10 protein-coding genes and 1 pseudogene are annotated in these 14,861 nt (G+C 67.8%); 6 read left to right on the plus strand and 5 right to left on the minus strand.

All coding sequences use genetic code 11. The features are described from left to right. Together ASD79_RS11585 and ASD79_RS11590 are read right to left on the minus strand one after the other, a co-directional pair. A pseudogene (locus ASD79_RS11585) lies at positions 1–161 on the minus strand (GntR family transcriptional regulator); the annotation flags it as partial. A 131-nt stretch (positions 162–292) separates the two neighbouring features. After that, positions 293–1,447: an endo-1,4-beta-xylanase gene (locus ASD79_RS11590; protein ID WP_056721737.1), complete on the minus strand. Its 1,155-nt coding sequence runs from the start codon at positions 1,445–1,447 to the stop codon at positions 293–295. Positions 1,448–1,693: 246 nt separating this feature from the next. Between ASD79_RS11590 and ASD79_RS23860 the strand changes: the two genes are divergently transcribed. Both ASD79_RS23860 and ASD79_RS11595 read left to right on the plus strand, forming a co-directional pair. Next, complete coding sequence (locus tag ASD79_RS23860; protein WP_156400470.1) at positions 1,694–2,089, plus strand: hypothetical protein; 396 nt, start codon at positions 1,694–1,696, stop codon at positions 2,087–2,089. After that, positions 2,052–2,504: a VapA/VapB family virulence-associated protein gene (locus ASD79_RS11595; protein WP_082584891.1), complete on the plus strand. Its 453-nt coding sequence runs from the start codon at positions 2,052–2,054 to the stop codon at positions 2,502–2,504. The genes ASD79_RS23860 and ASD79_RS11595 overlap by 38 nt, the downstream gene beginning before the upstream one ends. Positions 2,505–2,531: 27 nt before the next feature. Here ASD79_RS11595 and ASD79_RS11600 read toward each other — a convergent pair whose 3' ends face one another. Continuing rightward, entirely contained in the window at positions 2,532–4,655 is a 2,124-nt protein-coding gene (locus tag ASD79_RS11600) for an alpha-glucuronidase family glycosyl hydrolase (RefSeq protein ID WP_056721741.1), read from the minus strand. A 215-nt stretch (positions 4,656–4,870) separates the two neighbouring features. Here ASD79_RS11600 and manD point away from each other — a divergent pair, with 215 nt between their 5' ends. The 3 genes from manD (at position 4,871) to ASD79_RS11615 (ending at position 7,883) form a co-directional block, all read left to right on the plus strand. After that, on the plus strand, positions 4,871–6,082 hold the full coding sequence (manD, locus tag ASD79_RS11605; RefSeq protein WP_056721743.1) for a D-mannonate dehydratase ManD: 1,212 nt from the start codon (positions 4,871–4,873) through the stop codon (positions 6,080–6,082). 140 nt (positions 6,083–6,222) lie between these two features. Continuing rightward, a complete protein-coding gene (locus ASD79_RS11610) occupies positions 6,223–6,975 on the plus strand; it encodes a FadR/GntR family transcriptional regulator (protein WP_056721745.1) in 753 nt (250 codons plus the stop codon). Between the two features lie 98 nt (positions 6,976–7,073). Continuing rightward, positions 7,074–7,883 (plus strand): hypothetical protein, encoded by an 810-nt coding sequence (locus ASD79_RS11615; RefSeq protein WP_056721753.1) that lies wholly within the window; start codon positions 7,074–7,076, stop codon positions 7,881–7,883. Here ASD79_RS11615 and ASD79_RS11620 read toward each other — a convergent pair. Beyond that, positions 7,880–10,723: a glycosyl hydrolase 115 family protein gene (locus ASD79_RS11620; RefSeq protein ID WP_056721747.1), complete on the minus strand. Its 2,844-nt coding sequence runs from the start codon at positions 10,721–10,723 to the stop codon at positions 7,880–7,882. The genes ASD79_RS11615 and ASD79_RS11620 overlap by 4 nt on opposite strands. A 97-nt stretch (positions 10,724–10,820) precedes the next feature. Beyond that, positions 10,821–13,229 carry a glycoside hydrolase family 3 N-terminal domain-containing protein gene (locus ASD79_RS11625; RefSeq protein WP_056721749.1) on the minus strand — a complete coding sequence of 803 codons (2,409 nt, stop codon included), beginning with the start codon at positions 13,227–13,229 and terminating at the stop codon, positions 10,821–10,823. 158 nt (positions 13,230–13,387) lie between these two features. On the opposite strand from ASD79_RS11625, the gene ASD79_RS11630 reads away from it, so the two are divergent. Then, on the plus strand, positions 13,388–14,665 hold the full coding sequence (locus tag ASD79_RS11630; protein ID WP_056721751.1) for an SGNH/GDSL hydrolase family protein: 1,278 nt from the start codon (positions 13,388–13,390) through the stop codon (positions 14,663–14,665). The last annotated feature ends 196 nt before the right edge of the window (positions 14,666–14,861 follow it).

A 14,861-nucleotide genomic window follows, 5' to 3' on the forward strand; every position in this document is an offset into this window, starting at 1 on the left:
ACCGCCTCGCGGGTCACCGTGCGGCTGGCCCCGAACTGTTTGGACAGCTCGCCCTCGGTCGGGAAGCCGACCTCGGCATAGTCGCCGGTGACGATCGCTTGGCCCAGCGACTCCACGAGGCTATGGGTGAAGCTCACCCCCGGCCGGCGAGTCCACCGCATGTCGGGCCCCGAGGCGGTGATCGAAGGCTTCACACCGCGCCCCTGGACGCGCGGCCGCACTGGAGGTCGCGCCATCGCCTAGCGCCCCGGTCCGTAGGCTTGGCGGAGCATGGACGGCTCTGCGGCCCGGCTCATCGGCTCGCCGCCGACCTGAACGCCGCCGCCATCGCTTCGCGCAGCGGCTTGGGCCGGTAGTCGTTGTCATAGAGGGTCGGACGTTTGGGTTTTCCGTCCTGCCGTGGCCACTGGTTCTGCAGCCACGAGTATTTGTCGACCAGGCCCCAGGCCAGCACCTCCTTGGTCTGGCGATAGCTGAGCATCAGGTCCAAATAGGCCCTGCCATAGGCCGCCACGGCCGCGTCGCGGGCGGCGAAGTCCAGCGGCAGGCCCTTGTCGTGGACATCGAACTCGGTGATCGCCAGATCGTAGCCCATGCCGGTCGCCTCATCGAGAAAGGCGCGCCATTCCCGTTCCTGCGGGCGGCCAAAGCCGGTGAAGCTGTCGGCGTTCTCGGCCCCGATATGGCTCTGGACGCCCAGGGCGTCGACCGGCGTCCCGCGCGCGCGGAAGCCTTCCAGCAGCTTGAGCACGCCGGCCCGGTGCGTTTCGTTGCCGGCCTCCCAGCTCATATAGTCGTTGTAGACGAGGCGGGTCCTGGGCGCGGCGGCGCGGGCGGCGTGGTAAGCGACGTCGAGGGTCCGCTCCTGGCCCATGGCCTCGGAAAAGACGGTGCGGCGGATCGCGCCGTCCGTCGGGTCGATGGTCTCGTTGACCACGTCCCACGAATCGATCTGGGGATAGTGGGCGCAGACCCGGGTGATGTGGTCGACCAGCATGGCCTCGGCCGAGGTGGCGGGCCGGGGCCCGAAATCGTAGGCGTCGAGCCAGGCGGGGAACCACTGCGGATGGTGCCACAACAGGGTGTGGCCGCGCAGGGCGATGTCGTGGGCCTGGGCGAAGGCGGCGATGCGGTCGGCCCGTTCGAAGGCGAAGGTCTTGGCGTCCGGGCGCAGCACGTACCATTTCAGCTCGTTCTCGGGGACCAGCACGCCGCATTCGTCGATCAGCAGCTGGCGATGGCGCGCGTCCTCGAACGACCCGGTGATCGACCCCACCGGACCCGCGCCGACAGCGGTTCCGAACCGCAGCCCCTTGGCCTTGGCCAGGGACGCCAGGCTCGGCGTGGAGCCGCGCGCCGAGGTCGCGCCCAACACCAGCGCGCCGGCGGCCAGGCCCGAGCCCAGCACGCCCCGCCGTGACGGACCTGGCGCGTAGCAACGGTTCATGAGCGATCCCTTCCCTGTAGCGCCTGGCCCTGTAAGGCTTGGCCTTGTGACGGCCCAACGCTGTTCGCGCCCTTCGGTCATTGGTCATACCAATCCCGTCAACTTCACCTGACAGGACTTAAGTCACGCCGTCAAGGTAGCGGTACCTATATTGCAACCCACTCCATCCGCGCATGGTCAGACAATGACTTTCACAAAAGCATGACCTCGCTAACTCATGAGGCCTTACCTCGTAACGACGATAGTGTGACCGCTACTATCTGCGCCGTCGTCGGGCTTTCCGACGGCCCCGTCCGGCAACGGCCAGGCCGGCTCGGCCACCACCCGGGCCAGCTCGCCTCGTTCCTCTGCCCCGGCCCACTGGGCTTCATCACGGTCGACTACGACGCCTTCAGGGCCGCCAGCCAGTTCGACCGCTTCAACGACAGCGCCCCGGCCGTCGCCTCGGCGGCCACCGCACTTCCTCCCACCTGCCGTTTTTTTGCGACTCACGGCCGCGGCGGGACCGAGGGGAAATGTAAACTTTTTACGCGAATATTGTTAACAACACTACTTAATGTAAGCTTTGCCCTATCCCATCTCCAGGAAACGGCAGGCATCGGACATGAGCGGGAAAAAATCCGTCAGGCACGCGATCATTAAGGACTTCCGCGAGGCGATGGAGGGCAAGTTGCCCGACGAGAAGATCGACCGCGCGGTCAAGACCATGGAGTCGTGGGCCACCTCCTGGCCTTGCGATGGCGAGATTGGCGCGGTCTTCTTCACCGCGACGGTCAATCTTCACGCCACGGTGAACGGCGTTCCCTTGAAATTCTTCGGCAACGCCGGGGGAATATTCGGCCTCGGAGGCGACAAGATCGGCGGCGTTCTCTTCAGCGACAATATCCTCGCGCTGTTTTTCAACACCAAGACCTTCGAGTATCATGGCTTTCCGCACTATACCGGTGTGGTCTTCTTCGACGATGACTTCAACGTGCTCGGGCATTTCGAAGGCGACGGCATCGGCCTGGCGGGCGGTCTCGGCGGCGGACTAGGCGGCTGGAACTGGGACGGCTAGCCGGCGAAGTTTCGCGCCGCCGCCGCCTCAGATCCCCGGCGCGTAGGGGAAGCTCAGGCCCTCATAGTATTCCAGCGAGTGGGCCGGCGCCGCCTCTCCCGCCGGCAGCGGGCGCTTCGAGAACGACTGGAAATAGGCGATCGAGGCGTCGCGCCACCACTGGGCCTCGGTCTTCTGGATGGCCAGGAAGTCGGCGACCTGACCGTGACGCTCGGGGTCGACATAGGGCGACAGGCTCACCCACGTGCGGCCCATGCCGTCCACCGCGGCCACGCCGCGCGAATAGTGGGTGACCAAACCGTCCCAGAGGGTTTGGCCAGACTTCAGGCGATAGTCCCAAGGCAGGTGGTGGAACCACAGCAGGTCCTTCTCGTCGACCGTCTTGAGGTCCGAGAACCGCTTGGCCACCACCGGGGCGTACTGGGCCACGGCGTTGCTGCCGGTGGCCGTGCGGTCGAAGCCGATCCCGTCGGGGCCGGCCTTGGCGTAGTAGACGCTGGTCCAGTCGGCGCGCGGCCCGCCCGCCACCCAGGGGCCCGGGCCGTAGTGGTGGCTGCGGCCCATCTGGTGGTGCAGGCCCAGCGGGGTCATGTAGTCCACCGTCGCCTCGCGCGAGCCCATCATCATCGCCACCACCGGCTCGACAAAGCGCGGGTCGGTCGAGAAGGTCATCCTGGCCCAGTCAGCGGCGATGTCGCGGGTCGAGGCCTCGGGGTCCCAGGCCAGGCGGCCGAACACGTACCAGTTGGCCTGGTCGAACTGCGAGCCCGACCAATTGCGGTCGGTCCCGATATTGGCCACCCCCGCCATCAGGGTCAGGCGGTGGCCATCCAGCGCCCCGTCCACCACCTTGGCCACGGTCGAGCCCGGACCGCGCGCGTAGGTGTCGGTCTTCAGGGTCTCCTCGTAGAGCGGGCCCAGATAGACCAGGTGGGTGGCGAAGCCGAGATATTCCTTGGTGATCTGGAACTCCATGCCCAGCGCCGTCTTGGGCATGGCCCCGAACAGCGGGTGGAACGGCTCGCGCGGCTGAAAGTCGATCGCCCCGTTCTTGACCTGGACGATGACGTTGTCGCGGAATTGGCCGTCGAACGGCTTGAACTCGCCATAGCCCTGCTTGGCGCGGTCGTCGGGCTGCTCGTGCGAATAGACGAAGGCCCGCCACATCACGATGCCGCCGTGCGGCCCGACCGCGTCGGCCAGCATGTTGGCCCCGTCCACATGGGTGCGGCCGTAGTCCTGCGGACCCGGCTGGCCTTCGGAATTGGCCTTGACCAGGAAGCCGCCGAAATCGGGGATGGCCTTGTAGATCTCGTCGGCCTTGGCCTTCCAGAAGGCGCGCACCGCCGGGTCGGTCGGGTCGGCGGTCTTCAACCCGCCAATCTCGATCGGGGCCGAGAACCGGGCCGAAAGGTAGACCTTGATGCCATAGGGCCGGAACACCTCGGCCAGGGCGGCGGCCTTGGCGATATAGGGGGCGGTCAAGCTGTCGGCCTTGGCGTTGACGTTGTTGAGCACCGTGCCGTTGACGCCGATCGAGGCGTTGGCGCGGGCGTAGTCGACGTAGCGGGGGTCCTTGTAGTCCGGCAGCTTCCACCAGTCCCACAGGGAGGCCCCGGCATAGCCACGCTCGACCGTTCCATCCAGGTTGTCCCAGTGGTTCAGCAGGCGATGGTTGACCTTCGGGACCGACAGGATGTCGAGCTTGTCGACGCCCTGCCCCGTCTGGACCAGGCGCAGGTAGTGGAAGACGCCGTACAGCACGCCGACGTCGCTGTTGGCCGCGATCACCGTGGTCTTGCCAACCGTCCGAATGAGGAAACCCTCCTCCCCAGCCCCTTTCAGCGGCAGGTCCAGGGCGGCGACGGCCGGAGAGCCCGAGGGCGTGCCCAGCAAGATCGTCGCGCCGGCGTCGCCGGCCGGGGTCGCGCCCAGCAGGCCCGACAGGCCGCGCTCCAGCTCGGCGCGCGCGACCTTCAGGGTCGGGGTGTCGGCGCTGGGGGCGATGGTCCGCGGCGCCGGGCGCTGGGCCGCCGCCAGCGGCCGGTAGCGCAGCCACAGGTCATAGCCGTCCTCGGCTCGGACCTCCGACGCCACGGACATCAGGCAGGCGGCCACGCAGAGGCCCCGGATCAAGCTCACGAAACGCATGTTTTCTCCCTGGCGACCCTAGACCGTTCGGCGCGAGGCGCGCGACGGGCTTTGACTTGTGATACCGCTACCTTTCAGTACATGCCCCGGGACCAAAGGTCGAGACACTACGATGTCATTGGTCTGACCAATGAGTTGACAACCTGCCTGCGTGGTTTAGATCGATACCGCTACTATCCAGCTGCTCGCTTCAACTGGATTCATGAAAGCGTCCTATGCCCAAGATCACCGCCGCCCGCGTCATCGTCACTTCTCCGGGGCGCAACTTCGTCACGCTGAAGATCGAAACGACCGACGGCGTGCATGGCGTGGGCGACGCGACGCTGAACGGCCGCGAACTGGCGGTGGCCAGCTATCTGACCGACCATGTGGTCCCCATGCTGATCGGCCGCGACGCCCACGCCATCGAGGACATCTGGCAGTACCTCTACAAGGGCGCCTACTGGCGCCGGGGGCCGGTGACCATGGCGGCGATCGCCGCGGTGGACACGGCCCTGTGGGACATCAAGGCCAAGATCGCCGGCCTGCCGCTCTACCAGTTGCTGGGCGGGGCCAGCCGCACCGGGGTGATGGTCTACGGCCACGCCAACGGCGCGACCATCGAGGAAACCCTCGAGAACGCCGCCGTCTATGCCGAGAACGGCTACAAGGCCATCCGCCTGCAGTCGGGCGTGCCGGGCCTGAAGAGCGTCTACGGCGTCTCCAAGGACCGGTTCGTCTACGAACCCGCCGATGGCGACCTGCCGACCGAAAGCCTGTGGTCCACCGAGAAATACCTGCGCTCGGTCGCGCCACTGTTCGAGGCGGCCCGCGACAGGCTGGGCTGGGACGTCCACCTGCTGCACGACGTCCACCATCGCCTGACGCCCATCGAGGCCGGCCGACTGGGCAAGGACCTGGAGCCCTATCGCCCGTTCTGGATGGAGGACGCCGTCCCCGCCGAAAACCAGGCCAGCTTCCGGATCATCCGCCAGCACACCACCACCCCGCTGGCGGTGGGCGAGGTCTTCAACTCGATCTGGGACTGTAAGCAGTTGATCGAGGAGCAACTGATCGACTACATCCGCACCACGATTGTCCATGCGGGGGGCGTCACCCACCTGCGCAAGATCGCCAGCTTCGCCGACCTGCACCACGTGCGCACCGGCTGCCACGGCGCCACCGACCTGTCGCCGGTGTGCATGGCCGCGGCCCTGCACTTCGACCTGTCGATCCCCAATTTCGGCATCCAGGAATATATGCGCCACACCGAGGCGACCGACGAGGTCTTCCCGCACGCCTACAGTTTCCACGACGGCATGCTACACCCGGGCGAGGTCGTCGGCTTGGGCGTGGACATCGACGAGGCCGAAGCGGCCAAGTATCCGTACAAGCGCGCCTACCTGCCGATCGCCCGTCGCGAGGACGGTTCGATGCACGATTGGTGAGGCTGTCGCGGCGCGGGTCCCAGGCAATCTCCAAGCTTTGGGAGACCGGCGCCAAAAATAGCCCACGTCGGCCAGGTCGGCTATGCTAACGCGAGTCTGAAAGGCGGTTTCGGCCGCCGCCGGGAAGTTGACGAAAGCACATGGCCGAGAACGTCAAACTCTATCGCAGAATCGCCGATTCGGTCGCCGAAGCCATCGAGAGCGGCCAGTACAAACTTGGCGACCGACTGCCGACCGAACGTGAACTGGCCGAGCAATACGGCGTCAGCCGCCCTACCCTGCGCGAGGCGATGATCGCTCTGGAAATGCTGGGCATGATCGAAGCCCGCCACGGCCTGGGCATCTATGTCACCGGCAATGTCCGCCCCGTCGCCACGACCAGCGCCGAGCCGACCTCGGAGATCGGGGCCTTCGAACTGATCGAGGCGCGCCGGCTGTTCGAGGGCGAGGCCGCGGCCCTGGCGGCCACCGCCATCAGCGACGAGCAGATCCTCGAGCTGGAGGCGCTGATGGAGCGCATGGCCCGCGAGGAGGAGATCCAGGGCGAGGACGCCGACCGCGAGTTCCACATGGTCATCGCCCGCGCCTCGGGGAACGGGGCGATCATCGCCACCATCGAGAACCTGTGGGAGTGGCGCAATCGCTCGCCCTTGGCCCGCAACATCCTGACCCGGGCCCGCGGCATGGGGCTGGAGCCGCGCATCGTCGAGCACCGCCGGGTGTTCGAGGCTCTCAAGGCCCGCGATCCCGCCGCCGCCCGCCAGGCGATGCGCGACCACCTGGAGCGAGTCATCGACCACCTGCTGCACGCCACCGAGACCGAGGCGGTGCAACGCGCCAAGCAGGAAACCAGCGCCCGTCGCTCGGCGATCGCCAAGCGGGTGGCGATCTAGGAACAGCGGACGCGCGAGCGCCAACGCGCCGCCACAACGAGCACGTGCAACGCGCCGGCATCTGGGGTAACTTCACCTTGCCAACCGGGGGGTTCGCCATGGCCGAAGCCGTTATGACCGCGCGCACCAGGACCGTCAGCTCTCGGCGGTTCTATGTCTGGATGGCGGCGACTTGCTTCGCCATCGCGGTCCTGGGCTTCATGCCCACCTATTTCGTCCCGATCCTGCACGGCCAGTTCAACGCGCCGCCGATCGTCCACATCCACGGGGTCGTCCTGTTCTCGTGGGTCGCCTTCTTCCTCACGCAGACCTGGCTGGTGGCCAACGGACGCACGCTGGACCACCGCACCTGGGGCGTTCTGGGCGTCTCGATTGTCACGGCGATGGTGTTCATCGTCACCGCCGTCGTCTCCATGCGCATCGCCCAGGCCTCGCTGCCCGGACAGCCCGCCGGCCTGGCCCACGACGTGCGGGCCTTCGCCTGGGTGAGCATGGGCGGGCTGGTGTTCATCGTGCCGGTGTTCGTCCTGGCCATCGTCAACATCCGCCGGTCCGAGATTCACAAGCGACTGATGCTGCTGATGACCATCTCGATGCTCCCCGCCCCGATCGCCCGATGGTTCCTGGTCCTTATGGCGCCGCCAGCCGATCCCAACGCGCCCCTGCCGCCGGCCGGCCTGCCCGTCATCCTCGTGCCGCCGGTGTTTGTCTCCATCCCGCCGTCGCTGGTCGCCGACCTGCTGGTGATCGCGGCGATCCTCTACGACTGGCGCACACGCGGCCGACCGCATCCGGTCTATCTGATCGGCGGCGCGATCCTGCTGCTGATCCAGATGACCGCCGTGCCGGTGTCCAACTCATCGGCCTGGCAGGCGATCGCCACCGCCCTGGGGCGTCTGGCGGGCTAGCGCCGCACGCCTTCCACCGGTCCCAGATAGCTCTCCGGCAGGTCCCCGCGCGAGATCACCAGCCGCTCGAACACCACGCCCGGATCGACCCGCCATAGCCGCAGGCGGTGCGCGCCGGCTTTGGCCGTCGTCAGGCGCACCTGCTGGACGCGGGCGTTGTCGGCCACGGCCTTGTCCCAGGTCTTCTGGGTTTCGCCCGCGTGCAGGTTGACGATCACCGGCGGCGCGTCGTCCAGCGAAATGGCGTAGCGCAGGCCTGTCCCACCCCGGAAATCCAGGCTGGGGGCGACGACGACCCGCAGGTCGAAATCGCCGGCCTGGGCCAGGTCGATGGCGTATTCCAGATAGGGCCCCTGCCCCGGCGTGCTGGACGGCGCGGTCGAGGGATAGCTGGTGACGCCCGACAGGGTGCGGCCCAAGGCCGGGATGGTGGTCCAGGACACGCCCCCCGCCTCGGCCGCCTGGGCGTGGTGCTCGGCCTCGATGGCCAGCGGACCGCCGACCTCGATGAAGGCGCCCTTGGCGACCTTGCGCGGCGCGTTGTCGACCACGGCGGTGACGGTCACGGCCTTGCCGTCGGCGCCTGTGACAACGATCGGCGTGCGATGCGAGTCAGCGGGGACGGCCTTCCAGTCGACCGAAACCTCCAGCCGCGTGTCGCCGTTGGCAGCGGCCGGACCGGGCGTGACCTTCACCCAAGGTTCGGCGGCCTTGGCGGTGAAGACCAGGGGCGCGACCCCACGATTGAACACGTCGATCCAGCGGCTGGCGACGCCGTCGCGGGCCAAGGGCGGCAGGTCGGCCGTGGTGTCGACCACGGCGTCGCGGCCCTCGATGGCCACGCCGAAGCCCTGGGTCGCCGCAACCGCCTTGGTCGCCGGAATGACGTTGGTCGGCGGTTGCTGCCAATAGGTGTAGCCGATGTGGGTCTGGCTCATCATCTTGCGCCACTTGCCGCCGGCCAAATCCTCGTCGTACTGGCGCGTCAGTTCGGCGTCACGGCTGAAGAGCGCCCTGACATTAGCCGCCTGGTCATTGGCCGCCGCCCGGCCCTGCTGGGCGTAGAGCGCGTTGCGGCCGGCGGCGATGTAGAGCCGCGTATGGTTGGCGCTGGCCATCACCGGATACCAGACCAGTTGGAAGAAGGCGTCGTCCTGGTCCCGGGGCAGCACCTTGCGCAGGGCGTCGGCCCGCCGCTCCAGGTCGGCCCATTCGGCCTCCACCCGTTCGGCTTCGCGGAAATTGACCAGGCTGAAGGTCGAGCCGTCGATCAGCTCGGGTTTCCGTCGCGCGTTGAGCTGGGTGTAACCGGTCAGCAAGCCGGCGATCTCGTCCGCGTGCTCGGTCCCGAACTGCGCCGCCGCCCAGTCGCGGGTATAGGCCGACATCTTCGCCACCGGCATCGCGTCCGGGTCCCACGCATAGTCGAGGAAGAACTCGATCGGCAGCTCCATCGGCTTGAGGTCGCCGACATTGACGATCCACAGCCGGTCGGCGCCGTAGTCCTTGGCCAGCTTCATCTGCTCCCAGGTGCGCTCGACCTGGTTGGTGTTCAGCCACTTGTAGTTCCGGGGCCCGCCGACATAGTCGAAATGGTAGTAGACGCCATAGCCGCCCGGCCGCGTCTTGCCCGGCCCGTCCTTCTCAAGGTTTGGTAGCCGCCGGATGTCACCCCAGTTGTCGTCGGAAAACAGCAGCGTGACGTCGTCGGGCACGCGCATGCCGGCGTCGTAATAGTCCTGCACCTCCTTGTAGAGGGCCCAGACCTGCGGGGTCTTGGACGGATCCTTGCCGGTCACCTCGCCGATGATCTGGCGCTGGTCGGCGACGATCTTCTCCAGCAGCGCCGTGGCCGTGCCCTCGCTCATCGGCTCGTCGCCGTCGCCGCGCATGCCGACGGTGACCAGGCTCTCATTGGAGCCCATCCGCTCGACGCCCTTGCGCCAGAAGTCCCGCAGCGCCTCCGGGTTCTTGCCGTAGTCCCAGGGCCCCTGGCCATAGCGGTCCCACTCGACATGGGCGCGGCCCAACGGCTCATGATGCGAGGTGCCCAGCACGACGCCGTATTCGTCAGCCAGGGGCGCGCTCAGCGGATCGTCGTCATAGATCGCCTTGCCCCACATGGCTGGCCACAGGAAGTTGCCCCTCATGCGCAGCGTCAGCTCGTAGACCTTGGCGTAGAAGGCGCTGTTGACTCCGCCGAACGTCGCCTTGGCCCAGCCCGACAGGGCCGGGTCCTCGTCGTTGAGGAAGATTCCGCGGTATTTCACCGCCGGCTTCTGCACGCGGCGGCCGGGGGCGACATGGACCTCGGCCTTCACCGGGACCGGCACGTCGGCCCACCAGGTCCAGGGCGACACCCCGGCCCGCTCGATCAGGTCGTAGGCTCCGAAGATCGTGCCGCGCTTGTCGGCTCCTGCGATCACCAGGGCCCGGGCGACGCCAGGGCGCGGATTGTCGACCACCTGTTGGACGAAGGCCTCCCAATGGCCCGTCACGCCGCTGACGTCCAGCTTGCCCGAAGCGACCAGGGCGTCGATGGCGTCGCTCCTGCCGATCGTGCCGATGATCACCAGCGGCGCGTCTTTGGCGGGTTGGGCCTCCGTCGAGAGCTTGGCGAGGTCGGTTCGAACATCCCCCACCGCGCGGAGCACGCCGGGCCAGTCGGCGACATCGGTCTCGATGCGGGCAGAGCGGTGATCAGTGACCAGGGGGAAGGCGCCGACGGTCGGGGTCGCGGCGATGGCGGCGGGCTCGGCGGCTTGGACGGGCGTCGCCAAGGCCACGCCGGTCGCCAGGAGAGCGGCCAGAGTCAGGGCGGCGATGGCGGTGCGGATCATGTTGGCTTCCCCTTTTGGCGAGCCTCTCGGGCTTCTCCATGCACGGGACGGGGACAGGCACATGTGCCTGTCCCCAGCCGCGACACCGGTCCCTCGCCTATGCCGTGACGGTCAGCGTCGCCGGCTTCAGGTCCACGGAGTTCGGTCCGGACAGCAGGATGAACTTGCCGGGCTCGACGACGCGCTTCATCTCCAGGTTCCACAGCGACAGATCCAGCGGCGACACCTCGAACGTCACCGTCGTCTTCGCGCCCGGGGCCAAGGTGACGCGCTTGAAGTGCTTGAGCTCCAGCACCGGCCGAGTAACCGAAGCCGCCTCGTCGTGGATGTAGAGCTGCACCACCTCGTCGCCGGCCACCTTGCCGGTGTTTGTGACATCGATCTCGACCTTGACGCTCTCACCCGCGCCGATATCGGCCTTGGCCGGACGCGGGGCCGAAATTTCGAACGTCGTGTAGGAAAGTCCGAAGCCGAACGGATAGAGCGGCGTCGTCTGGTCGAACAGATAGCCGCGCCGCGCCGTGGGCTTGCGGTTGTAATAGATCGGCAGTTGGCCCACGTCGCGGGCGATGCTGACTGGCAGCTTGCCGCCCGGATTGGCGCGGCCGAACAGGATGTCGGCGGCGGCGTTGCCGGTCTCCTGGCCCAGGTACCAGCCCTCGACGATGGCGTCGGCCCTTTCGGCCAGCAGGTTGACCGACAGCGGCCGACCGTTGAGCAGGAACACCACGGTGGGCTTGCCCAGGTCGAAGATCGCCTTGGCCAGGTCGTTCTGCTGGCCGACGAGGTCGAGGCTGTCGCGGTCGCCCAGGTGGTTGTCGGCCCAGGCCTCGCGGCTGGTCTGCTCGTTGTCGCCCAGCACCATGACGACGACGTCGGCCTTCCGGGCCACCTCGACCGCCTCGGCGATCAGCTTGGCGTTGACCGCCGGGTCGACCAGCTTGACCTCGTCCTGCGCCCAGATCCGGGCCTCGGTGATGCGCACGGCCTCGGCGTAGTCGAGCGTAAAGCCGCTCTTCTTGGCCTCGGCCTGCAGGCCTTCGTAGATCGACACCACATGGCGCGGCACGTCGCTGTAGCCGCCGATCGGCGTGTCCTTGGCGTGGGTTCCCAACAGGGCCAGGCGCTTGAACTTCGAGGGATCGAGCGGCAGCACGCCCTTGTCGTTCTTCAGCAGCACCACCGCCCTGCGCGCCGCCTCGCGGGCCAGGGCGACGGCGTCGGGCGCCGCGGTCTTGGCGTCGGCGGTCTTCTCGTCGGCATAGGGGTTCTCGAACAGGCCGCCCTCGAACTTGATGGCCAGCACCCGGGCCACGGCCTCGTCGATCGCCGACTGCTGGATGCGGCCGGATTTGACCAATTCGGGCAGCAGGGCGTAGGCCTCGCCGTCGGGCAGCTCGACGTCGACCGTGGCGTTCATCGCCATCACGGCGGTGTCGGCGAGGCTGTCGGTCAGCTTGTGGCGGCCGGCCAGCTCCTTGATGGCGAAATAGTCGCTCATCGTCGCGCCCTTGAAGCCCCACTCCTGGCGCAGCACGTCATGCAGCAGCCAGCGATTGGCGTGCGAGGGCACCCCATCGATCTCGTTGTAGGACGGCATGACCGAGCGCACCGGCAGCTCCTTCACCGCCCGCTCGAACGGCGGGAAGAAGTTCTCGCGCAGGGTGCGTTCGGCGATCTGGGCCGGGCCGACATTGGTGCCGTTCTCGGGCTGGCCGTGGCCGGTCATGTGCTTGAGGGTGACAAACACCTTGTCCTTGGCCAGCGGCAGGGTCTTGCCCTGGAAGCCGCGGATCGCGGCCAGGCCGATCTCGGCGCACAGGTGCGGGTCCTCGCCGTAGGTCTCCTCGATGCGGCCCCAGCGCGGATCGCGGGCCACGTCGACCACCGGGGCCAGGGCGATGTTGGAGCCGCGGGCCCGCATCTCGCGGGCGGCGACGGCGAAGCTCTTCTCGACAAGGTCCGGATCGAAGGTCGAGGCCAGGGCGATGGCCTGCGGGAAGCTGGTGGCGTCGCGGGCGACATAGCCGTGCAGGGCCTCGTCGTGCATCAGCATCGGCACGCCCAGGCGGGTCTGCTCCATCGCCCACCTCTGGGCGGCGTTGACGTAGCGGGCGGTTTCCTTGGCGTTGCGGTTGACCGAGCCGTCGTCGGCGCCGGCGGCGGCGTCGACCACCGTGGCGGGCTTCAGGCCCTTGCGATCGGTCGGACGCGAGATCTGGCCCAGACCGTTGGGGAAGTTCTTGCTGGCGTCGGCGGGCGAGAATTCGCCGTCCGGGGTCTGGATCTTGGCCTTGGTCAGCCAGATGCCGATCAGTTGCGCCGCCTTCTCCTCCAGCGTCATGCGCGAAAGCAGGTCGCGGACCCGCAGTTCCAACGGCTGGGCTGGATCCTTGTAGAGCGGCTTGCCAGCGGTCGCGGCACGGGCGAGCGGAGCCGAGGCGGCGGCCAGGGCCGCGAGGCTGACGCCCAGGCCGCGACGAGTGATGGCGATGCGATTGTTCATCCTGGATTTCCCCGCTCTGGATGGACCGCGAAACGGTCTCTTGCGGCCTGTCGCCGACGTTGTCAGCCACTATGGAATGAGAGGTCTGACCACTCAAGCATTTTATGGTACCGGTCTCATCAAGAAGGCCAACTGGAATCAGACCTGCGGAGGAAGACATGAAACGTCGCATCGGCGGCCTGGTCGGATGGATCGCCACACTGGCGCTGCTCGCCGCGACGTCGGCCCCGGCCGCACCCGTCGTTTCGCCTCCGCCACCCACCTGGGTCGGGTCGTGGGCGTCGGCCCAGCAAATACCGGAACCCCGCAACGCCCTGCCGGACCAGGACCTGACGGACGTGACGCTGCGCCAGGTGGTGCGCCTGAGCGTCGGCGGCGAGGCCTTCCGCATTCGGCTCTCCAACGCCTTCGGCGTCGCGCCCCTGCGTCTGACGGCGGTGCATGTCGCCCGCGCGATCGCGCCGGGTTCGGCGCGGATCGACCCCGCCACCGACAAGGCGCTCACCTTCTCCGGTCGCGCCGAGGTGACCATCCCGGCCGGCGCCGACTACCTGTCGGACCCAGTCGACGTCGCGGTTCCGCCGCGATCGGACCTGGCGATCAGCATTCGCTTCGAGGCGCCCCCCGCCCAGCAGACCAGCCACCCTGGATCTCGCACCACCTCGTGGATCGCGCGCGGCGACCAGGTCACCGCGACGGACCTGCCCGGCGCCAAGACCGTCGAGCACTGGTACCAGCTGTCCGGCGTGGATGTCGCGCGCGCCTCGGGCGCGTCGATCGTCGCCCTTGGAGATTCGATCACCGACGGCCGTGGCGCGACCACCAACGGCAACGACCGCTGGCCCGACAGGCTGGCCTCACGGCTGCAGGCCAACGCCCGCACGCGGGGGATTGGCGTCCTGAACCTCGGGATCGGCGGCAATCGCCTGCTCCTGGACGGCCTGGGTCCGAACGCCTTGGCGCGTTTCGATCGCGACGTCCTGGCCCAGACCGCGGTCAGGCACCTGATCGTGCTCGAGGGCGTCAATGACCTGGGCACGCTCACGCTCGACCAGCCCGTTTCGCCGCAAGCGCACGCGGACCTCGTGGCCCGGATCATCGCGGCCTACGAGCAGATCGTGCTGCGCGCCCGGCAGCACGGCGTCAGGGTCTATGGCGCGACCATCCTGCCATATGGCCAATCGGGCTATTACCACCCCGACGCCCAGAACGAGCAGGATCGGCAGGCGGTCAACGCCTGGATCCGCGCGCCCGGGCATTTCGACGCGGTGATCGACTTCGACAAGCTGATGCGCGACCCGGCGCGCCCCGACCAGCTGCTGACCGCCTACGACTCCGGGGATCACCTGCACCCGTCTCCCGCCGGCTACGCGGCCATGGCGGGGGCGATCGAGCTGGAGCTGTTCACGCCAAAGCCGACCAGGGTCAGGCGCTGATCACGCTCGGTCGGCCCGCCCGCCCCATCAAGCCAAAACCCGCATCGGTCGATAGCGCCTTTGGCTTAGACCGCCTGGGCCCCGGCCTCTAGCGTCGACCCCAGTAGACGGCCGCGACGGCTGGGGCGGCTCGGTAACGCCTCGTGACCGCCGGGCCATGCAGCGAGGATATTGATGAGCAAGATGTCGCCGTCCG

The organism is Caulobacter sp. Root655 (assembly GCF_001427665.1).
Lineage (GTDB): Bacteria > Pseudomonadota > Alphaproteobacteria > Caulobacterales > Caulobacteraceae > Caulobacter.